24 protein-coding genes are annotated in these 20,188 nt (G+C 71.9%); 18 read left to right on the top strand and 6 right to left on the bottom strand.

Annotated elements, in window-relative coordinates; genetic code table 11:
* Positions 1–2 precede the first annotated feature (2 nt).
* Positions 3–842, top strand: coding sequence for a shikimate dehydrogenase (locus B0I31_RS27445; protein WP_245950475.1), 840 nt, complete (start codon positions 3–5; stop codon positions 840–842).
* A gap of 128 nt (positions 843–970) precedes the next feature.
* Here the strand turns inward: B0I31_RS27445 and B0I31_RS27440 are convergent, their stop codons facing one another.
* From B0I31_RS27440 to B0I31_RS27430, 3 genes are read right to left on the bottom strand one after another with little or no spacing between them, the layout of a single operon-like run.
* Entirely contained in the window at positions 971–1,240 is a 270-nt protein-coding gene (locus B0I31_RS27440; protein WP_106618286.1) for an HPr family phosphocarrier protein, read from the bottom strand.
* Positions 1,241–1,270: 30 nt separating this feature from the next.
* Entirely contained in the window at positions 1,271–2,587 is a 1,317-nt protein-coding gene (locus B0I31_RS27435; protein WP_106618285.1) for a PTS transporter subunit EIIC, read from the bottom strand.
* On the bottom strand, positions 2,584–3,354 hold the full coding sequence (locus B0I31_RS27430; RefSeq protein WP_106618284.1) for a GntR family transcriptional regulator: 771 nt from the start codon (positions 3,352–3,354) through the stop codon (positions 2,584–2,586). Before B0I31_RS27430 ends, B0I31_RS27435 begins: the two co-directional genes overlap by 4 nt.
* 165 nt (positions 3,355–3,519) lie before the next feature.
* Here B0I31_RS27430 and B0I31_RS27425 point away from each other — a divergent pair, with 165 nt between their 5' ends.
* The 3 genes from B0I31_RS27425 (at position 3,520) to B0I31_RS27415 (ending at position 4,888) form a co-directional block, all read left to right on the top strand.
* Positions 3,520–3,756, top strand: a complete 237-nt coding sequence (locus B0I31_RS27425; protein WP_073893440.1) for a PTS sugar transporter subunit IIB — start codon at positions 3,520–3,522, stop codon at positions 3,754–3,756.
* On the top strand, positions 3,753–4,205 hold the full coding sequence (locus B0I31_RS27420; protein WP_073893442.1) for a PTS sugar transporter subunit IIA: 453 nt from the start codon (positions 3,753–3,755) through the stop codon (positions 4,203–4,205). Before B0I31_RS27425 ends, B0I31_RS27420 begins: the two co-directional genes overlap by 4 nt.
* Before the next feature lie 125 nt (positions 4,206–4,330).
* Positions 4,331–4,888, top strand: a complete 558-nt coding sequence (locus B0I31_RS27415; RefSeq protein ID WP_106618283.1) for a prepilin peptidase — start codon at positions 4,331–4,333, stop codon at positions 4,886–4,888.
* A gap of 18 nt (positions 4,889–4,906) precedes the next feature.
* On the opposite strand, the gene B0I31_RS41270 is transcribed toward B0I31_RS27415, so the two are convergent.
* The gene (locus B0I31_RS41270) at positions 4,907–5,503 is read right to left on the bottom strand and encodes a TetR/AcrR family transcriptional regulator (protein ID WP_219910826.1); all 597 of its coding nucleotides are present in this window, start codon (positions 5,501–5,503) and stop codon (positions 4,907–4,909) included.
* Between the two features lie 200 nt (positions 5,504–5,703).
* Here B0I31_RS41270 and aroC point away from each other — a divergent pair, with 200 nt between their 5' ends.
* The 5 genes from aroC to B0I31_RS27385 are packed head-to-tail and all read left to right on the top strand — an operon-like array spanning position 5,704 to position 9,976.
* Positions 5,704–6,903, top strand: coding sequence for a chorismate synthase (aroC, locus tag B0I31_RS27405; RefSeq protein ID WP_106618282.1), 1,200 nt, complete (start codon positions 5,704–5,706; stop codon positions 6,901–6,903).
* Positions 6,900–7,418 (top strand): shikimate kinase, encoded by a 519-nt coding sequence (locus B0I31_RS27400; RefSeq protein WP_106618281.1) that lies wholly within the window; start codon positions 6,900–6,902, stop codon positions 7,416–7,418. Before aroC ends, B0I31_RS27400 begins: the two co-directional genes overlap by 4 nt.
* Positions 7,419–7,423: 5 nt before the next feature.
* Positions 7,424–8,455 (top strand): DNA glycosylase AlkZ-like family protein, encoded by a 1,032-nt coding sequence (locus B0I31_RS27395; protein WP_181320433.1) that lies wholly within the window; start codon positions 7,424–7,426, stop codon positions 8,453–8,455.
* 19 nt (positions 8,456–8,474) lie between these two features.
* On the top strand, positions 8,475–9,581 hold the full coding sequence (gene aroB / locus B0I31_RS27390) for a 3-dehydroquinate synthase (protein ID WP_106618515.1): 1,107 nt from the start codon (positions 8,475–8,477) through the stop codon (positions 9,579–9,581).
* A complete protein-coding gene (locus tag B0I31_RS27385; RefSeq protein ID WP_106618280.1) occupies positions 9,578–9,976 on the top strand; it encodes a VOC family protein in 399 nt (132 codons plus the stop codon). Before aroB ends, B0I31_RS27385 begins: the two co-directional genes overlap by 4 nt.
* On the opposite strand, the gene B0I31_RS27380 is transcribed toward B0I31_RS27385, so the two are convergent.
* Positions 9,973–10,374: a hypothetical protein gene (locus B0I31_RS27380; RefSeq protein WP_106618279.1), complete on the bottom strand. Its 402-nt coding sequence runs from the start codon at positions 10,372–10,374 to the stop codon at positions 9,973–9,975. The two genes, B0I31_RS27385 and B0I31_RS27380, sit on opposite strands and share 4 nt — an antisense overlap.
* Positions 10,375–10,511: 137 nt before the next feature.
* Here B0I31_RS27380 and B0I31_RS27375 point away from each other — a divergent pair, with 137 nt between their 5' ends.
* From B0I31_RS27375 to nusB, 3 genes are all read left to right on the top strand, one after another.
* Positions 10,512–11,597 (top strand): M24 family metallopeptidase, encoded by a 1,086-nt coding sequence (locus tag B0I31_RS27375; protein WP_106618278.1) that lies wholly within the window; start codon positions 10,512–10,514, stop codon positions 11,595–11,597.
* Between the two features lie 61 nt (positions 11,598–11,658).
* Positions 11,659–12,222: an elongation factor P gene (gene efp, locus B0I31_RS27370; protein WP_106618277.1), complete on the top strand. Its 564-nt coding sequence runs from the start codon at positions 11,659–11,661 to the stop codon at positions 12,220–12,222.
* A gap of 1 nt (position 12,223) precedes the next feature.
* Positions 12,224–12,643, top strand: a complete 420-nt coding sequence (nusB, locus tag B0I31_RS27365) for a transcription antitermination factor NusB (RefSeq protein WP_073893458.1) — start codon at positions 12,224–12,226, stop codon at positions 12,641–12,643.
* A 655-nt stretch (positions 12,644–13,298) separates the two neighbouring features.
* On the opposite strand, the gene bldD is transcribed toward nusB, so the two are convergent.
* Positions 13,299–13,787 (bottom strand): transcriptional regulator BldD, encoded by a 489-nt coding sequence (gene bldD, locus B0I31_RS27360; protein WP_015103676.1) that lies wholly within the window; start codon positions 13,785–13,787, stop codon positions 13,299–13,301.
* Positions 13,788–14,045: 258 nt separating this feature from the next.
* On the opposite strand from bldD, the gene pyrR reads away from it, so the two are divergent.
* From pyrR to carB, 6 genes are all read left to right on the top strand, one after another.
* Positions 14,046–14,618 (top strand): bifunctional pyr operon transcriptional regulator/uracil phosphoribosyltransferase PyrR, encoded by a 573-nt coding sequence (gene pyrR, locus B0I31_RS27355; protein WP_106618276.1) that lies wholly within the window; start codon positions 14,046–14,048, stop codon positions 14,616–14,618.
* Positions 14,615–15,547 (top strand): aspartate carbamoyltransferase catalytic subunit, encoded by a 933-nt coding sequence (locus B0I31_RS27350; protein WP_106618275.1) that lies wholly within the window; start codon positions 14,615–14,617, stop codon positions 15,545–15,547. Before pyrR ends, B0I31_RS27350 begins: the two co-directional genes overlap by 4 nt.
* A complete protein-coding gene (locus tag B0I31_RS27345) occupies positions 15,544–16,827 on the top strand; it encodes a dihydroorotase (RefSeq protein WP_106618274.1) in 1,284 nt (427 codons plus the stop codon). Before B0I31_RS27350 ends, B0I31_RS27345 begins: the two co-directional genes overlap by 4 nt.
* A complete protein-coding gene (locus B0I31_RS27340) occupies positions 16,824–17,309 on the top strand; it encodes a PH-like domain-containing protein (RefSeq protein WP_106618273.1) in 486 nt (161 codons plus the stop codon). Before B0I31_RS27345 ends, B0I31_RS27340 begins: the two co-directional genes overlap by 4 nt.
* Positions 17,306–18,418, top strand: a complete 1,113-nt coding sequence (gene carA / locus B0I31_RS27335; protein ID WP_106618272.1) for a glutamine-hydrolyzing carbamoyl-phosphate synthase small subunit — start codon at positions 17,306–17,308, stop codon at positions 18,416–18,418. The genes B0I31_RS27340 and carA overlap by 4 nt, the downstream gene beginning before the upstream one ends.
* On the top strand, positions 18,418–20,188 hold a 1,771-nt coding region (carB, locus tag B0I31_RS27330; protein WP_146173966.1), incomplete at its 3' end, for a carbamoyl-phosphate synthase large subunit. The genes carA and carB, both read left to right, overlap by 1 nt.

Here is a 20,188-nt window from a genome sequence, read left to right as displayed (position 1 = left end):
CCGTGGCCCGCCGTGCGGCGGTCATCGGCTCGCCGGTGGCCCACTCGTTGTCACCGGTGCTGCACAACGCCGCGTTCGCGGCACTGGGCTTGACGGACTGGGAGTACACGCGGGTCGAGTGCGTGGCCGACGAGGTGCCGTCCCTGGTGGCCGGGCTGGACCCGGCGTGGGCGGGCTTGTCGGTGACGATGCCGAACAAGCGCGCGGCGCTGGTGGTGGCCACCTCCGCGACGTCCCGGGCCGTGCGGGTGGGTGCCGCGAACACGCTCGTTCCGGTCGACGGCGGGTGGCGCGCGGACAACACCGACGTGGACGGCGTCCTGGGTGCGCTGCGGGCGTCGTGCGGCTTCACGTCCGGTTCGCGCGCGGTGCTGCTGGGTGCGGGCGGCACGGCCACGGCGGCGCTGGTGGCGTTGGCTTCCGTGGGTGTGCGCTCGGTGTCGTTGGTGGTGCGTTCGGTGAGCCGTGCGGCGGAGGCGGAGTCGTGCGCGTCCCGCCTCGGCCTGGCGTTGGACGTCGTCACCTGGGACGCCGCGGACTTCGCCGGTCTGGCGTCGTCGTCGGACGTCCTGGTCAGCACCGTGCCGCCGGACGCGACCGAGCCGATCGCCGGTGCGCTGGCCGAGGCGCCGTGCGTGCTGGACGTGATCTACCACCCGTGGCCGACCCCGCTGGCCCACGCCGTGGAGAAGCGGGGCCGCACCCTGGCCACCGGCCTGGACATGCTGCTGCACCAGGCGTTCGGCCAGTCGGAGCAGTTCACCGGCCTCCCGGCCCCCCGCGAGGCGATGCGCACCGCCCTCCGCGCCGCCACCGACAACCTCCTGCCACTCCCGATCTAACCCTCGAGAGTCCAACCTCCAGCCCGCGCGTGTCCTACGTTCAGGACCCCTGAATTCAACGCTCGGAACGCGTCCGGGCCCTGCTCGCGCGAGGGTGCGAGCAGGGCCCGGACGTCGTGCTGAGGGGATCAGCCCTCGTCGAGGTCGGTGGCGATGATCTCCGCGATCGCCTCCAGCGCGGCGTCCGCGCCGTCGCCTTCCGCGGCCAGGACGACCTCGTCACCGTGCATAGCGCCGAGCGTCATCAGGTTCAGCACGCTCGCCGCCTCGACCGGTTGGCCGTCGTCCTTGCGGATGGTGACCTTCACCGGCTGCCCGGCCGCGGCCTTCGCCAGCAGTGCGGCAGGGCGCGCGTGCAGTCCGACCTTGCTCGCCACGGTGACCCGTCGCTCAGGCATGACCCGTCCTCTCGTTCCTTCGACTCGCCGTCAGGACGCGCTCGCGTCCGACCGGCCTTCCGTGTCGACCTTGTCGCCCTTGCCCGCCCGGTCGCCGCGGTCGGTGCCCTCGACCACGCTCGGGTCGGCTTCCGGATCCTCGTCCTCGCTGCGACCCGGCGTCCTCAGGTTCCACTTCGTGATGACGAAGCGGAACAGGAAGTAGTAGATGGCCGCGTAGATCACGCCCAGCACGAGGATCAGCAGGGGCTTGGTGGAGATGTTGAAGTTGAGGGCGTAGTCGATGGCGCCCGCGGAGAACCCGAACCCGCTGTGGATGTCCAACGCGTTGCTGATGGCCAGCGACGTGCCGGTGAGCACCGCGTGGATCACGTACAGCGGCCACGCCACGAACATGAACGCGAACTCGAGCGGTTCGGTCACACCCGTGATGAACGAGGTCAGCGCCGCCGAGCCCATGATGCCCGCGATGACCTTCTTCTGCGCCGGCCGCGCGGTGTGCACGATGGCCAGCGCCGCCGCCGGCAGCGCGAACATGAAGATCGGGAAGAAGCCGGTCATGAACGTGCCCGCGGACGGGTCGCCCGCGAAGAACCGCTGGATGTCGCCGGTCTTGCCCTCGTACTCGCCGAAGACCTGCCACATGAACGTGTTCGGGATGTGGTGCAGGCCCAGCGGGAGCAGCAGGCGGTTGATCGTGCCGTAGATGCCCGCGCCGATGATCGTGCTGTTGGAGATCGCCTCGCCGACCGCGGTCAGACCCTGGTCGAACCACGGGTAGATCAGGCCCATGACCACCGCGACCGGGATCATCACGCCCGCGACCATGATCGGCACGAACCGCCGGCCGCCGAAGAACGCCAGGTAGGCGGGCAGCTTGATGCGGTGGTACTTCTGCCACAGCACCGCGGTGATCAGACCGACCACGATGCCGGTCAGCACCGAGTAGTTGATCAGCTCCTGCTTGGCGTCCGCCGCGGCGTCCTCCGGGAGCGGCAGCACGAGCGGCGACATGGCCTTGAACACCGCCTCGGTCACCACGAAGCCGACCACGGCGGCCAGCGCGGTGGAACCGTCACCGCGCCGGGCGAAGCCGATGGCCACACCGACGGCGAACAGCAGCGGCAGGTTGGCGAACAGGGCGTTGCCCGCGCCGCCGATGACGCCGGCCACCGCGTTCCATCCCAGCCAGTCCTTGCCGAGGATGTCGTCCTGGCCGAGTCGCAGCAGGAGCGCGGCTACGGGCAGCGCGGCGATCGGCAGCATGAGGCTGCGGCCGAAGCGCTGGAGCCCGGCCAGGCCCTTGATCTCACGACCGCCGGTCGCCTGTGGGGCGCTGGCGCTCATGGGGTACCTCCCTTGGCGGAGTGGTGCGGGCCGGATTCCGGGTCGGTCCGGTCCAATTGCATGGTCACCTGGTAGAGATCGCCCCGGTACCAGGACGTCATGTCCTCGACGGGCCTGCCTCGTGAGCTGGAGACCCGGCGGAAGACGAGCAGCGCGCCGCCGGGCCTGATGCCCAGCAGCTTCGCGGTCTCGGGGTCGGCGCCCTCGGCCCACACCGTCTGCGCGGCGTGGTCGAGCTGGACCCCGTAGGTGTCGGCGATGAGGGTGTAGAGCGAGGTGGTGAGGTCGTGCCGGTCGAGGTCGGGCACGACCCGCGGGCTGTACCAGCCCCGTTCGACGGCCAGTGGCACGCCGTCCGCGAGTCGCACGCGGACCAGTCGGCACGCCGGTTCGTGCGGCAGCAGGCCGAGCGCGGTGGTCGCCTCGGGCGGCGGCACCTCCTCGGCGCACGCCACCAGCTCGGTCGCGGGGGTCAGCCCGCGCCGGCGCATGTCGTCGGTGAACGACTCCAGGTAGAGCTGGACGTCCATGCGTCGCCGGGCGGTGAACGTGCCCCGACCCTTCGCCCTGCTCAGCAGGCCCTCGGCGACGAGCTGGCCGACCGCGGCGCGTACTGTGATGCGGGACACACCGTACTGCTGGGCGAGGTCGCGTTCGGACGGGATCGGCGAGCCCGGTGGCAGCTCCTGCTCGGCCATGCGCCGCAGGATGTCCCGGAGCTGGGCGTGCTTGGGCTTCGGCCCGTCGACGATCTCGTTGCGGCTCATGACACCTCCCCGGTGCTCGCGCGTCCACACCGGGATTGGTACTTTCCGGTCTAGACCAGTTGGTGCGGGGAGGATGCTCCGCGCGTCAACCGGGTGTCAACCGCCGTTACGGGACCGTGCCCGAGCGGTGGCACCCTCAGGCCAGGTGTCGAGAGAGGACTTCAAGTGGCGGACGACAAGGCGGAGCGGATCCTCGCCGCGCTCGGCGGTGCGGACAACATCGTGGAGATCGAGCCGTGCATCACGCGCCTGCGCTGTGAGCTGGAAGACGGTTCCCTGGTGGACGAGAAGGCTTTGAAGGGCCTGGGCGCGCACGGCGTGATGCGTTCGGGCAACGTCGTCCAGGTGGTCGTGGGGCCGGAGGCCGACACGATCGCCAGCGAGATCGAGGACCTCCTGTGACGCTGCGCGTGGCCAGCCCGGTCAGCGGTCGCGTGGTGCCGCTGACCGAGGTGCCGGACCCGGTGTTCGCGCAGGCCATGGTGGGTCCGGGGGTGGCGGTCGAGCCGGACCGCGGCCGGGCGGACGTGGTGTCCCCGGTGGACGGGACCGTGGTGACGCTGCACCCGCACGCGTTCGTCGTGGCCACTTCGGAGGGCGCGGCGGTGTTGGTGCACCTCGGGATCGACACGGTGAAGCGCAAGGGCGAGGGCTTCACGTTGCACGTGGTCAAGGGTGAGGCGGTGCGCGCGGGGCAGCCCGTGGTGACGTGGGACCCGGCCGAGGTGGAGGCGGCGGGGTTCGCGCCGATCTGCCCGGTGATCGCGTTGGACGCGGCGCCGGAGGTGGTGCTGGACCAGGCCGGTGGTCCGGTGGCGGCGGGTGACGCGCTGTTCTCCTGGCAGCGCTGAATCCGCGGTCGGTTTTCCGGGCTGTTCCGCGGACGTGCGCCGCTGACGGGGTGAGTGCGGGTGAATGGACCATTCACCCGCACTTCTCGTTGCGCCACCGGTGATCCCGGGTCGACGCTGGTTCCATGGTCATCTCGGGATTCCTGGCCGGTGCCGTGGGCGCCGGGTTGTTGCGCCGCCTGCCTCGCGGGGCGGACGTGTGCTGGTTGTGGTGCGCCGTGCCGACGGCGGTGTTGTGGTTCGTGGCCTGGGCCTTGGCCTCGCCGCCGTGGCTGCCCGTGCCGTTGTTGTTGGCGTGGCTGGGCGTGCTGCTGACCGCGACCGACCTGCGCCACCGCCGCCTGCCGGACGCGTTGACGTTGCCCGCGTACCCGGTGATCGGCGTGGCGCTGTGGTGGTGCGGCGCCGACCTGTGGCGTGCGTTGGCCGGTTGCCTGCTGTTCGGCGGGTTCCACCTGCTGGTGCGCCTGCTCGCGCCGGCTGCGATGGGCGGGGGAGACGTGAAGCTGGCCGGACCGCTGGGCGCGGTGCTGGCGTCCGCGTCGTGGTTCGCGCTACCCGTGGCGGCGGTGCTGGCGAGCCTGGTCACGCTCGTGCTGAGCCTGTGGTGGCCGGACCACACCGTCCCGCACGGACCGGGGCTGCTGGCGGGCACGTGGGCGCTGACCGTGTCCGGCGGGTGACCGGCAGCCCGGCCGGGCTCAGTGCCGGCCGGTCCCGTCGTCGGGGACGAGGGCGCGGCGGGCCAGTTCGACCCAGCGCAGTCGTGCCGGTTCGGGCACGTCCGCGCCGGGTGAGGCGGCCAGCAGCAGGGTGATGTCGTCCACCGTGACGTCCGGGTGCAGCCCGTGCTCCCGGTGCGCGGCGGCGACCAGCTCGGCCAGCGAGTCCACCGCGTGGTCCAGGACGGGGCGCAGCGACTCGCGGCCGACGTCCGCGACGGCGTCGCGGAGCAGGCGTTCCCGCCCCATCGTCACCACGACCCGGTGCAGCAGCGCGACGATCTCGTCCCGGGCGGTGGTCCGGCCCTCGCCGATACTGGCCAGCGCGGAGCCGAGCGTCTCGCCGATCATCACGCCCAGGTCGGCCACGATGGCGGCGACCAGGTCGTGCTTGGTGGGGAAGTGGCGGTAGAGGGTGCCGACGGCGACACCCGCCGTGGCTGCGATCCGGTCCATGCCGACGTCCGTGCCGTGCGCGGCGATGAGCGTCCGGGCGGCGTCGAGGATCGCGGCCCGGTTGCGGGTGGCGTCCGCGCGCCGCGGTCCCTGTCCGGTCATGCCGGTGCCGCCCTTCACGCTCCGCAGCGAAGATGAACTGGTGGTTCACCATACAACACGGACGCCCACCTGCCACGACGACTCCGGGAGGCCTCCTGCCGACTGACCGATGTCACCTTCCCGTCCGAAGCCGCGCTTGACGACCGGCCCGAAGTCTTGAACCCACCACCCGGGCAACCGACGCCGGTGGCGGTGCGTCACGGCACTATGATTCGCGCGTGCTGCGCTGGATCACCGCTGGGGAGTCCCACGGACCTGCCCTCGTCGCCGTGCTGGAAGGCATGGTCGCCGGGGTCGAGGTCACCACTGCCGACCTGACCGCTCAACTGGAGCGCCGCCGGCTCGGCTTCGGCCGCAGCCCGCGGATGGGCTTCGAAGCCGACGAGGTCGAGATCCTCGGCGGTGTCCGGCACGGGCTCACCCAGGGTGGCCCGATCGCGGTCCGGATCGGGAACACCGAGTGGCCCAAGTGGGAGAAGGTGATGTCCGCCGACCCCGTCGACCCGTCCGAGCTCAAGCCGACCGGCCGCAACGAGGCGCTGACCAGGCCGCGGCCCGGCCACGCCGACCTGCCCGGCATGCAGAAGTTCGGCTTCGACGAGGCACGCCCCGTGCTGGAACGCGCCAGCGCCCGGGAGACCGCGGCCCGCACCGCGCTCGGCACGGTCGCCCGCCACTTCCTCAAGCAGGTCTTCGACGTGGACGTGATCAGCCACGTCGTCTCGATCGGCAAGGCCAAGACGCCCGCCGACGCGCCCGTGCCCGGTCCGGACGACCTGGCCGCCGTGGACGCGAGCCCGGTCCGCGCGTTCGACGCGCGCGGCACGGAGGCGATGGTCGCCGAGGTCGAGGCGGTCAAGGAGGCCGGTGACACGGTCGGCGGCGTGATCGAGGTCATCGCCTACGGCCTGCCGCCGGGCATCGGCTCGCACGTGCACTGGGACCGGCGGCTCGACGCACGGCTGGCCGGCGCGCTGATGGGCGTGCAGGCGATGAAGGGCGTGGAGATCGGCGACGGCTTCACCACCGCCGAGCGGTGGGGCAGCCAGGCGCACGACGAGATCGACCGGGGCGCCGGACCGAAGGGCGTCACGCGGCGCTCCAACCGGGCGGGCGGCCTGGAGGGCGGCATCACCAACGGCGAGCCGCTGCGCGTCCGCGTCGCCATGAAGCCGATCTCGACCGTCCCCCGTGCTCTGTCCACTGTGGACGTCCGGACCGGTGAGCCCGCGGTGGCCATCCACCAGCGCTCGGACGTGTGCGCGGTGCCGCGCGCGGGCGTGGTGCTGGAGTCCGTGGTGGCGCTCGTGCTGGCCGAGACGGCGCTGGAGAAGTTCGGCGGCGACTCGATCGCCGAGACCAAGCGCAACGTCGCCTCCTACCTGGAGGCGCTGGAAGCCCGCTGGGAGGGCCTGTGACGCCGAAGTTCGTCGTCCTCGGGCCGCCCGGGGCGGGCAAGACGACGGTCGGCGTACTGCTCGCCGAACGCCTCGGCGTCCCCTTCCGCGACACCGACGACGACATCGTGGCGGCAGCGGGCAAGCCGATCTCCGACATCTTCACCGACGACGGCGAGCCCGCGTTCCGCGCGATGGAGGAGGAAGCCGTCGCCGAGGGCCTGAAGACCCACGACGGCGTGCTGGCGCTCGGCGGCGGCGCGGTGATGTCCGCGACCACCCGCGAGCGCCTCGCCGGCCACACCGTGGTCTTCCTCAACGTCGGCATGGCCGAAGGCGTGCGGCGGACCGGCATGTCCAGCGCGCGGCCGCTGCTGGCGGGCGTGAACCCGCGCGCGACGTTCAAGTCCCTGCTGGACGCGCGCCTGCCGCTGTACCGGGAAGTCGCCACGATCGAAGTGGTCACCGACGACCTCACGCCGGACCAGGTGGTCGACGCCGTGCTCGGCACGACGGGAACGGCGCAGGGGACCTGATCGGGGTGGACCTCACCGGGGCCCGCGTCCTCGCGCACCGCGCCGCGGTGCAAGGTCTGCACGGCGACGACCCCGACGCGGTGCTGCCGCTGGGCGTGGTGGACAGCCCGCCGAAGACGGGCGCGGCGGCGTTGGGCGTCCGAGGCCGCCGTGAGGGGACGGAGGACCTGGTGCGCGTGCTCAGCCTGCGCGGCGCGCCGCACCTGCACCGCCGCGAGGACCTGCCCGCGCTGCGCCGCCAGCTCCGACCACGCACGCCGCGGCAGCTGGCCGCGTGGTGCGGCGCGCACCCGACGCCCGAACCGGAGCACGTCGACCTGGTCGTCGACCTCCTGCACCGCGAGTTCCCCGGCGACACGGCCACCAAGGGCGAGCTGTCCGCCGCGATCAGCCCGCACCTGCCGGCCGTGGTGACCCCCTACTGCCCGGGGTGCGAGGCGAACCACGTCATCGAGAACGTGTTCCGCCTCGCCACCCTCCTCGCCGGCATCGAGCTGGAACACCTGGGCCCGAAGCTGGTCTTCCGTCGCCCCACCGCGAAACCCGACGTCGAAGAACCCGGCGAGCCGACCCTGCTGCGCGACTACGCGCGCCTCGTCGGCCCGTTCGCCAAGGCCGACGCGGAGAAGTGGCTCGGCACCGGACCGCCGGACCCGTGGCCCGACCTGCGCCCGGTCCGGGTCGACGGCAAGCGGCTGCTCGCCCTCGACGACCTCGACCTGATCGCCGCCGACCCGCCCGCCGGCCTGCTGCTGTTCCCCCGCGACCCCTACCTGCTCGGCCCACGCCACCTGGTCGCCGACCCGGACGTGGCCAAGCAGGTGTGGCGGCCGGTCGGCAGCCCCGGCGCGCTGGTCCTGCACGGCCGGGTCGCGGGCGCCTGGCGCCACGAGTTCCACGGCCGCACGGTGACGTTCCAGGTCACCGGCTGGTCGAAGGTCAGGGGCACGGCGCGGCGCGCGATCTCCGACCAGGCCGAGGTGCTGGCCGGGGTGTGGGGCGGCGCGGCGCTCGGAGCGGACGTGGTCGAATGGTGACCCGACGAGGGGAGTGGTGATGGGCGAGCCGGTGCGGATCCGCGTGGCCGCGGAACGACCGTACGACGTGGTGGTGGGCCGCGGCCTGCTCGGCGACCTGGTCGAGACCCTGAAGGGCACGGCCAAGGCGGCGATCGTCCACACGCCCACGCTGGCCGAGACCGCCGAAGCGGTCCGCGGCGAGCTGGAGGCCGCCGGGATCGAGGCGCACCGCGTCGAGGTCCCGGACGCCGAGGACGGCAAGGACCTGCGGGTCGCCGGGTACTGCTGGGACGTGTTCGGGCGCATCGGCCTCGGCCGCACGGACGCCGTGATCGGCCTCGGCGGCGGCGCGGTGACCGACCTGGCCGGGTTCGTCGCCTCCACCTGGATGCGCGGCGTGAAGCTGGTCCACGTGCCCACCACGCTGCTGGCCATGGTGGACGCCGCGGTCGGCGGCAAGACCGGCATCAACACCGACGCGGGCAAGAACCTGGTCGGCACGTTCTACGAGCCGAACGCCGTCCTGGTCGACCTGGCCACGCTGGAGACGCTGCCCCGCAACGAACTCGTCGCGGGCATGGCCGAGGTGGTCAAGGGCGGCTTCATCGCCGACCCGGTGATCCTCGACCTGATCGAGGCCGACCCGGAGGCCGCGCTCGACCCGACCGGCGACGTGATCGAGGAGCTGGTCCGGCGCAAGATCCAGGTCAAGGCCGACGTGGTGTCGACCGACCTGCGCGAATCGGACCTGCGGGAGATCCTGAACTACGGCCACACCCTGGCGCACGCCATCGAGCGCCGCGAGCGCTACCGCTGGCGCCACGGCGCGGCGGTCAGCGTCGGCCTGGTGTTCGCCGCCGAACTGGCCCGCCTCGCGGGCAGGCTGGACGACGCGACCGCCGACCGCCACCGCTCGATCCTGTCCGCGCTCGGCCTGCCGACCGGCTACGACCCGGACGCGCTCGGCCAGCTCCTGGAGGGAATGCGCTCGGACAAGAAGACCCGCTCGGGCGTGCTGCGGTTCGTGGTGCTCGACGGCCTGGCCAAGCCCGGCCGGCTGGAGGGCCCGGACCCGGCGCTCATCGCGGCGGCGTACTCCGCGGTCGCCGCCGAGCCGAAGTCGGGCGGCAGCGTCCTGCTGTGACGGCGGGCCACCTGCACCACGTCGAGCTGTGGGTGCCCGACCTGGCCCGCGCCGAGCGCAGCTTCGGCTGGCTGCTCGGCGAGCTGGGCTGGGTCGAGCACCAGCGCTGGCCGGCGGGGGTGAGCTGGCGGCTCGGCCCGACCTACCTGGTGGTCGAGCACTCGCCCGCGCTGGACGCGCACCACCGGCTCGGCACGGGCCTGAACCACCTGGCGTTCCACGTCGCCGACCGGCCGGAAGTCGACCGGCTGGCCGCCACCGCTCCAGAGCACGGCTGGTCGCCGTTGTTCGCGGAGAAGTACCCCCACGCGGGCGGACCGGACCACTACGCCGCCTACCTGGAGAACACGGACGGCTTCGAAGTCGAACTCGTGGCGGGCGAACCGGGCCGCTAACGCGTCCCTTGCGGCTGGGGCAGGAGGTTGCCGATGCCCATCCCGACCGCCGCCGTCGCCATGACCAGCAACGCGGTGAACGCGGCTCCGCCGGTCAGCGCCGGCCCGAGCGCCTCCAACCCCGTCTGGTCCACCAGCGACCGGCCGACCACGCCCGCGATCCCGGCCAGCGGCCCGGCCACCAGCCCGGCGGCGAACCACACCAGGCCGCGCCCTTCGAGCCCACGCCACGCGTCCAGCGCACCCCACAGCACGCCGATGACGACGACCAGCCCGATCGCGATGTACCGGGTGGACGAGGCCGCCTCGGGGCTGTGCACGCTCACCGCCGTGGTGCCGGTCTGCACCCCGCCGTGGAACAACCCCAGCCAGAACCCCCGGACCAACCACGCGCGCATGCGTCCCACCCTAGGCGGGGCTGAACACCCGTCCTAGTCCCGCACCGTCCGTGAAACGACCGGGCGCACGATTCAGCACACTTCACCCAAACGAGTGATACGCGTGAGACGTCCCGCCGGCCCTTAGTCTCCTTGATATGCCCCACTCCACTCGCCGCGCCGCCCTGCGCGCCACGCTCCAGGACCAGGAGCTGGACGCGCTGCTGGTGACCAACCTGCTCAACGTCCGCTACCTGACCGGGTTCACCGGGTCGAACGCGGCGCTGCTCGTGCACGCCGACTCCGACGACACCGCGGTGTTCTGCACCGATGGCCGCTACCTCACCCAGGCCGCCGCGCAGGTCCCCGACCTGGAACGGGTCATCGACCGGCCGTGCGACGTGGCGCTGGTGAAGCGCGCGGTGAAAGCGGGCGTGGGCCGGGTCGGCTTCGAGAGCAGACACGTGACCGTGGACGGCCTGGACGCGCTGGCGGACGCGGCGGACGGCGCGGAGCTGGTGCGCGCCGCCGACCTGGTCGAGCGGCTGCGGCTGGTCAAGGACGACGCCGAGGTCGAGGCGCTGCGGATGGCGTGCGCGGCGGCCGACCGGGCGCTGGCCGGCCTCATCGAGCACGGCGGCCTGCGGCCGGGCCGCAGCGAGAAGGAGGTCGCCCGCGAGCTGGAGAGCCGCATGCTCGACCACGGCGCGGCCGGACCGTCTTTCGAGTCGATCGTGGCGACGGGCGCGAACTCCGCCGTGCCGCACCACCGGCCGACCGACGTCCTGGTGCGCGACGGCGACTTCGTGAAGCTCGACTTCGGCGCCCTCGTCGACGGCTACCACTCCGACATGACCCGCACTCTGGTCGTCGGCAAGGCCGCGGACTGGCAGCGTGAGCTGTACCAGCTGGTCGCGGCCTCGCAAGCGGCGGGGCGGGCCGCGCTGGCGGTCGGCACGCCGTACGCGGACGTGGACGCGGCGGCGCGTGGCGTGATCGAGGAGGCCGGGTACGGCGACGAGTTCGTGCACGGCCTCGGTCACGGCGTCGGCCTGCAGATCCACGAGGCTCCGGCACTGTCGAAGGCGGGTGACGGTACACTTCTGCCCGGTATGGCGGTCACCGTCGAGCCCGGTGTGTACCTGGCCGGGAAGGGTGGTGTCCGCATCGAGGACACGCTCGTGGTGCGCGAAGGCGCCCCGGAGCTCCTCACCCTGACCACGAAGGAGCTCGTGGTCATCTGAAGTCGGATCGTCGGCCCCGCCGGCGTCGTCCTCCCATCACGCAACAGGAGAGCCCACCACCGTGGCCACCACCAACGACCTGAAGAACGGCCTGGTGCTGAACCTCGACGGCCAGCTGTGGACCGTCACCGCGTTCCAGCACGTGAAGCCGGGCAAGGGTGGCGCCTTCGTGCGCACCACGTTGAAGCACGTCCTGTCCGGCAAGGTCGTGGACAAGACCTTCAACGCGGGCACCAAGGTCGAGACGGCCACCGTCGACAAGCGCGGCATGACCTACTTGTACAAGGACGGTGCCGACTTCGTCTTCATGGACGGCGACACCTACGACCAGATCAGCATCCCGGCCGAGACGGTCGGCGACGCGGCGAACTACATGCTGGAGAACCAGGAAGCGATCGTCGCCATGCACGAGGGCGTCGCGCTCTACATCGAGCTCCCGACCTCGGTCGAGCTCGTGATCCAGCACACCGACCCGGGCCTGCAGGGCGACCGCTCCACCGGCGGCACCAAGCCCGCCACGCTGGAGACCGGCGCGGAGATCCAGGTCCCGCTGTTCGTCACCACGGGCGAGAAGATCAAGGTCGACACCCGCGACGGCCGCTACCTCGGCCGAGTGAACGGCTGAGATGGGCGCACGGAGCAAGGCCCGCAAACGCGCGGTCGACGTCCTCTACGAGGCCGACCTGCGGGGCGCCGACCCGGTGACGCTTCTCGCGGACCGGGTCGGCTCGACCGACGTGCCGCCGGTGAACGACTACACGATCGTCCTGGTAGAAGGCGTCACCGCCCACCGCGCCCGGATCGACGACCTGATCTCCGAGCACGCGGAGGGCTGGACGCTCCAACGCATGCCCGCCGTCGACCGCGCAGTCCTGCGGATCGGCCTCTACGAGCTGCTGTGGGCCTCGGACGTCCCGGACGCGGTCGCCATCGACGAAGCCGTCGAACTGGCCAAGGGCCTCTCCACTGACGACTCCCCCCGCTTCGTCAACGGCGTACTCGGCCGAATCGCCGTCATCGCCGACCAACTCCGCGCCGTCCTCTAACCACCAACCACCACCCCAGGCCACCCACCGGGCCACGCCCACTGCCCCACCCTGGGCCACAGCCACACTCCTGGCGACACAGCCCACCACGCGCCACGCCCCAACGCGGCCCGCCAGCCCGCCGCGGCCACCAATCCACGCGGCCACAACCCGACGCGGCTCGCGACGCCTGACGCCGCCACGACGGCCGCCCCGCGAGGTCCCACGGCCTCCACAGACGGTCCACCGGCCCGAACTGGCGCCACTGGGACTGTCCGCCGCCACTGCGCTGGGCTGACCACCGGGCGGGGCTGACGCTAGCGGCCTGTCCGACGCCACGTGTCAGCCCGACGCCCTCGGGCCGGGCTGACACCAGTGGGCTGGGCTGACGCCGCTGGCTGCTCGATGCCGTTGGCGGCGCTGGCGACAGAAGCTGCCGACGCCACTGGGCTGCTGGAGGCCGCTGGGCTGGGCTGGCTTCGCTGGCAGGGCTGGCGACAGTGGCCTGCCGACGCCACCGGGCTCCTGCCTGGAGTGCCCGTAAGGGGCCCATGTCAAATCGAGCCGGACTCAACCACCGAGCCGCTCCAGGGACCAGAGCCACCCGTCCGAACCGGGCGGCCCTGGTCTCTGGACCTTCAGAACCCTTCAGAACCCCTCTGGACCCTTCAGAACTTCAGTCCTCCTTGGCCGGACGGGCCTCGGGAGGCAGCACGCCCCAGTCGATCAGCTGCTCGGTCAGCTCGCCGGGCGTCATGTCGTAGATGATCGCCAACGAGCGCAGGTCCTCGGTCCGGATGGACAGGACCTTGCCGTTGTAGTCACCGCGCTGGCTCTGGATGGTCGCCGCGTACCGCGCGAGCGGCCCGACCTTCTCCGCCGGCAGCTGTTGCAGCCGTTCCAGGTTGATGACGATCTTCGTGGCGGGTTCCGCCCCGGACGGCACCCGACCCTCCGGCAGCAGCTCGGCCACCGGGACGCCGTAGAAGTCGGCCAGCTCGGCGAGCTTCTGCACGGTCACGGCGCGGTCGCCGCGCTCGTACGAGCCGACGACCACGGCCTTCCATCGACCGCCGGACTTCTGCTCGACGCCGTGCAAAGACAAGCCCTGCTGCTGGCGGATCGCGCGGAGCTTTGCCCCCAGCGCCTTGGCGTAGTCGCCCATGTGGCGGTTCTCCGTTCATTCGCCCCGTCAGCCGGTAGGGGACTGCCGCGGGGAGGCTTAGATCAATACGCAGAGTAATGATTGCTCTCCGTGGTCACCAGGTCAAGCTGATCTCGCTGGGACAGGTGGGCGAGACCACGCACACCACCCGGAAGATTGACCGCGCTCGCCTGATACCGTGCTGGTCAGCCCGGTCGCAGCCGGGTGTCCGACGTCCTTTAAGGACCCGTCCAGCGAGGCGGGGAAGGAGGTCCAACCGTGGCGCCACGTCAACGTGGCGCGACGGACCCGGCCGGGGAGCGCGAGCTCCTGTCGGCCGGCGACGTCGCGCGCACCGTCGCCCGAATGGCCCATCAGATCATCGAGAAGACCGCTCTTGATGCACCGAGCGCACCCGCAGTAGTCCTGATGGGGATTCCGACCCGGGGTGCGCCGCTGGCCCGCCGCCTGGCCGTCAAGATCGCCGAGTTCTCGGGTGTCGAGGTGCCGACCGGCACGCTGGACGTGACCCTCTACCGGGACGACCTGCGCCGGGGCCCCACCCGCCCGCTGGAGGCGACGAAGCTGCCCGAGGGCGGCGTCGACGACAAGCTCGTGGTCCTGGTGGACGACGTGCTGTTCTCCGGCCGCACGATCCGCGCCGCGCTCGACGCCCTGCGCGACCACGGCCGGCCCCGCGCCGTGCAGCTGGCCGTCCTGGTCGACCGGGGCCACCGCGAGCTGCCGATCCGTGCGGACTACGTGGGCAAGAACGTGCCCACGGCCCGCACCGAGGAGGTCCACGTGCTGCTGGACGAGTTCGACCAGCGCGACGGGGTGGTGCTGAGGTGAAGCACCTGCTCAGCACCGAGGGCATCGACCCGGCGCAGGCGACCGCCATCCTGGACACCGCGGCGAGCCTCAAGCAGGCCCTGGAAGGTCGTGAAGTGCGCAAACTGCCGACGTTGCGCGGCCGCACGGTCATCACGATGTTCTACGAGGCATCCACCCGCACCCGGGTCAGCTTCGAGATCGCGGGCAAGTGGATGAGCGCGGACGTGGTGAACGTCTCCTCGTCCGGCTCCAGCGTGGGCAAGGGCGAGTCGCTGCGCGACACCGCGCTGACCCTGGCCGCCGCCGGTGCGGACTGCGTCATCGTGCGGCACCCCGCGTCCGGCGCGGCGCACCGGCTGGCCGGCTGGCTGCGCGCCGCGGGCACGTCGGTCGTCAACGCGGGCGACGGCATGCACGAGCACCCCACCCAGGCCCTGCTCGACGCGGCCACCCTGCGGGAACGCCTCGGTGACCTGCGCGACCGCCGGATCGCGATCGTCGGCGACGTGCTGCACAGCCGGGTCGCCCGTTCCAACGTGCACCTGCTCACCGCGTTGGGCGCGGACGTGACGCTGGTCGCGCCGCCCACCCTGCTGCCGACCGGCGTGGAGAGCTGGCCGGTCACCATCTCGCACGAGCTGGACGCCGAGCTGCCCAGCCTCGACGCGGTGATGCTGCTCAGGGTCCAGGCCGAGCGCATGCACGGGGGCTTCTTCCCGTCGGCCCGCGAGTACTCGATCTCCTACGGCCTGAGCGAGCGGCGGCTGAAGCTGCTGCCCGAGCACGCGGTCGTGCTGCACCCCGGTCCGATGCTGCGCGGCATGGAGATCGCCTCGGCGGTCGCCGACTCGCCCCGCGCCGCCATCACCGACCAGGTGCGCAACGGCGTGCACGTGCGCATGGCCGTCCTCTACCACCTGCTTGCCCACGAGGAGGAAAACGCGTGAAACCCTTGATCCTCAAGGGCGTAAGGCCGTACGGCGAAGGTGAACCGGTCGACGTGCTGATCCGCGACGGCGTGATCGCCGCGATCGGTGACGTCACCGAGGAGGACGCGGAGACGGTCGACGGCAACGGCGCGGTGCTGCTGCCCGGCTTCGTCGACCTGCACACCCACCTGCGCGAACCCGGCCGCGAGGACACCGAGACCATCGCCACCGGCTCGGCCGCCGCCGCGCTGGGCGGCTACACGGCGGTGTTCGCCATGGCCAACACCAACCCGGTCGCGGACAACGAGGTGGTCGTCCAGCACGTCGCCCGCCGCGGCCGCGAGGTCGGCCTGGTCGACGTGCACCCGGTCGGCGCGGTCACCGTGGGCTTGGAGGGCGTGAAGCTCGCCGAGCTGGGCACCATGGCCAAGGCGGGCGTGCGGGTGTTCTCCGACGACGGCCACTGCGTGCACGACCCGCTGATCATGCGGCGCGCGCTGGAGTACAGCAAGGCGTTGGACGTGGTCGTCGCGCAGCACGCGGAGGAGCCCCGGCTGACCGTGGGCGCGCAGGCGCACGAGGGCGAGCAGGCGTCCCGGCTGGGCCTTCAGGGCTGGCCCGCCGCCGCCGAGGAGTCGATCGTGGCGCGGGACTGCCTGCTGGCGCTGCACGCGGGCGCCCGGCTGCACGTCTGCCACGTCTCCACCACCGGCACCGCCGACGTGCTGAAGTGGGCCAAGGCCCGCGGCACGCAGGTCTCCGCCGAGGTCACCCCGCACCACCTGCTGCTGACCGACGAGCGGCTGGCCACCTACGACCCGGTAAACAAGGTCAACCCGCCGCTGCGCACCGCCGGCGACGCCGCCGAGCTGCGCGAGGCGCTGGCCGAGGGCGTCATCGACTGCGTGGCCACCGACCACGCGCCGCACGCCGTGCAGGACAAGGACACCGAGTGGTCCGCCGCCCGGCCCGGCATGCTCGGCCTGCAGACCGCGCTGTCGATCGTGGTGGAGACCATGGTGCGCACGGGCCTGCTGGACTGGCGCGGCGTGGCGCGGGTGATGAGCGAACGGCCCGCCGAGATCGCGGGCCTGCCCGACCAGGGTCGGCCGATCGAGGTCGGCGAGCCCGCCAACCTCACCCTGGTCGACCCGGACACCACCTGGACCGTGCGCGGCGCGGAGTTCGCCAGCATCGCGGCCAACACGCCGTTCGAGGGCATGGAGCTGCCCGGCACGGTGGTGGCGACGCTGCTGCGCGGGCGCGTGACGGCGGTCGGCGGAAGGATCCGGTCATGACCCGGGTACTGCTGTCCCTCGCCGTGCTGGCGATCTTCCTGCTGTGCCTGTACGGCATGTGGCGCGGCTGGCAGCGCCGCGCCCGCAGGCAGGCCGAGGTGCTGCCGGAGTTCCCCCAGCCGCCCGCCGAGACCGGCGCGACGATGCTGGAGACGACCGGCGTGTACGTCGGCACCACGATCGGCGACGACTGGCAGGACCGGGTCGCGGTCGGCGACATCGGCCACCGCGCCGAGGCGACCCTCAAGCTCACCGAGAACGGCGTGCTCGTGGAACGCACGGGTGCGAGCGCGCTGTGGATTCCGACGGCGCAGGTCGACGGCGCCCGGACCGCCCGCGGCCTCGCGGGCAAGGTGATGACCGCGGACGGCCTGCTGGTCGTGCGCTGGCACCTCGGCGACCGGGTGTTCGACACCGGGTTCCGGGGCGACGACAAGGACGTGTACGAGCAGTGGGTGCAAGCGCTGGGAGGCGACTCATGACGAACGCGGCACTGGTATTGGAAGACGGTCGTGTGTTCCGTGGTGAGGCCTACGGCGCGGTGGGTGCGAGCCTGGGTGAGGCGGTGTTCTCCACCGGCATGACCGGCTACCAGGAGACCCTGACCGACCCGTCCTACCACCGCCAGATCGTGGTGCAGACCGCCCCGCAGATCGGCAACACCGGCTGGAACGACGAGGACGACGAGTCGGGCCGCATCTGGGTGGCGGGTTACGTGGTGCGCGACCCGGCTCGCGTGCCGTCGAACTGGCGCTCCAAGCGCAGCCTGGACGACGAGCTGGTCCGGCAGGGGATCGTCGGTGTCTCGGGTATCGACACGCGGATGTTGACGCGGCACCTGCGTGAGCAGGGTGCGATGCGAGCGGGTGTGTTCTCGGGGGACGAGCTGGGCAGCGCCGAGGAGATGCTCGAACGGGTCCGCAGCGCGCCGCAGATGAAGGGCGCGGACCTGGCGGGCGACGTCACCACGCCCGAGCCGTACGTGGTCGAGGCCGTCGGCGAGCGCCGCTTCACCGTGGCCGCGCTGGACCTGGGCATCAAGTCCAACACGCCGCGGATGATGGCCGCGCGCGGCATCGAGGTGCACGTGCTGCCGCTGACCTCGACCGTGGACGACCTGGTCGCGGTCAAGCCGGACGGCGTGTTCCTGTCCAACGGGCCGGGCGACCCGGCCACCCAGGCGCACGCGGTCGAGCTGACCCGCGGCGTGCTGGACCGGCGCATCCCGCTGTTCGGCATCTGCTTCGGCAACCAGATCCTGGGCCGCGCGCTGGGCCGTGACACCTACAAGATGCGCTACGGCCACCGCGGCATCAACATCCCGGTGATCGACTACTCCACCGGCAAGGTGGCCATCACCTCCCAGAACCACGGGTTCGCGCTGGAGGGCGAGCCGGGCGAGGAGTTCTCCTCCGACTTCGGCCGCGTGCTGCTGAGCCACTACTGCCCCAACGACGGCACGGTCGAGGGCGTGCGGGCCCTGGACGTGCCCGCGTTCAGCGTGCAGTACCACCCGGAAGCGGCGGCCGGTCCGCACGACGCCGCACCCCTGTTCGACGAGTTCGTGACCATGATGGGCGAGGGCCGCTGATGCCGAAGAGGACTGATCTCAAGCACGTGCTGGTCATCGGCTCCGGCCCGATCGTCATCGGCCAGGCCTGCGAGTTCGACTACTCCGGCACCCAGGCGTGCCGGGTGCTGCGCGAGGAGGGCCTGCGGGTCTCGTTGGTCAACTCCAACCCGGCGACGATCATGACCGACCCGGAGTTCGCCGACGCCACCTACGTCGAGCCGATCACCCCGGAGTTCGTGGAGAAGGTGATCGCGGCCGAGCGGCCGGACGCGATCCTGGCCACGCTGGGCGGGCAGACCGCGCTGAACACCGCCATCGCGCTGCACGAGCGCGGCGTGCTGGAGAAGTACGACGTTGAGCTGATCGGCGCGGACATCGACGCCATCCAGCGCGGCGAGGACCGGCAGATCTTCAAGGACCTGGTCCGCCGGATCGGCGCGGACGTGCCGCGCAGCGCGGTCTGCAAGAGCATGGAGGACGTCCGCGCGACCGTGGCCGAGCTCGGCCTGCCGGTCGTCATCCGGCCGTCGTTCACCATGGGCGGCCTCGGCTCGGGCATGGCGCACACCCCCGAGGAGCTGGAGCGGCTGGCCGCGAGCGGCCTGGCCGAGTCGCCGGTCACCGAGGTGCTGATCGAGGAGAGCGTGCTCGGCTGGAAGGAGTACGAGCTGGAGCTGATGCGCGACCGCAACGACAACGTGGTCGTCGTCTGCTCCATCGAGAACATCGACCCGATGGGCGTGCACACCGGCGACTCGGTGACCGTGGCGCCCGCGATGACGCTCACCGACCGCGAGTTCCAGCACATGCGCGACGTCGGCATCGCGGTCATCCGCGAGGTCGGGGTGGACACCGGCGGCTGCAACATCCAGTTCGCGATCAACCCGGAGAACGGCCGCATGGTCGTGATCGAGATGAACCCGCGGGTGTCCCGCTCGTCGGCCCTGGCGTCGAAGGCGACCGGTTTCCCGATCGCCAAGATCGCCGCGAAGCTGGCCATCGGCTACACGCTGGACGAGATCCGCAACGACATCACCGGCGAAACCCCCGCCAGCTTCGAACCCACCCTGGACTACGTGGTGGTGAAGGTGCCGCGGTTCGCGTTCGAGAAGTTCCCCGGCGCCGACAGCACCCTCACCACCACCATGAAGTCGGTCGGCGAGGCCATGTCCATCGGCCGCAGCTTCATCGAGGCGATGGGCAAGGCGCTGCGGTCCATGGAGACGAAGGCCGCCGGTTTCTGGACCACCCCCGACCCGGACGAGACGCTGGAGTCCACCCTGGACGCCCTGCGCGCCGGGCACGACGGCCGGCTGTACACGGTGGACCGCGCGCTGCGCCTGGGCGCGAGCATCGAGCAGGTGCACGAGGCGTCGCGGATCGACCCGTGGTTCCTCGAGCAGCTGGCCTGGCTGGTCGACCTGCGGAGCGAGATCGAGGACGCACCCGTGCTGGACGAGCGGCTGCTGCGCAAGGCCAAGCGGGCGGGCCTGTCCGACCGGCAGGTCGCCGCGCTGCGCCCGGAGCTGGCCGGCGAGGACGGCGTCCGCACCCTGCGCCACCGGCTGAAGGTGCGGCCGGTGTTCAAGACGGTCGACACGTGCGCCGCCGAGTTCGCCGCCAAGACGCCCTACCACTACTCGGCCTACGAGCTGGACCCCGACGCCGAGACCGAGGTCACCGAGCAGCGCGACAAGCCCAAGGTGCTGATCCTCGGCTCCGGCCCGAACCGGATCGGGCAGGGCATCGAGTTCGACTACTCCTGCGTGCACGCGGCCATGGCGCTGC

Origin of the sequence: Saccharothrix carnea, assembly GCF_003014735.1 — a bacterium.
Classification (GTDB): Bacteria; Actinomycetota; Actinomycetes; order Mycobacteriales; family Pseudonocardiaceae; genus Actinosynnema; species Actinosynnema carneum.
The sequence above is the reverse complement of the archived record's forward strand: the minus strand, read 5'-3'. Positions and strand labels throughout refer to the sequence as shown.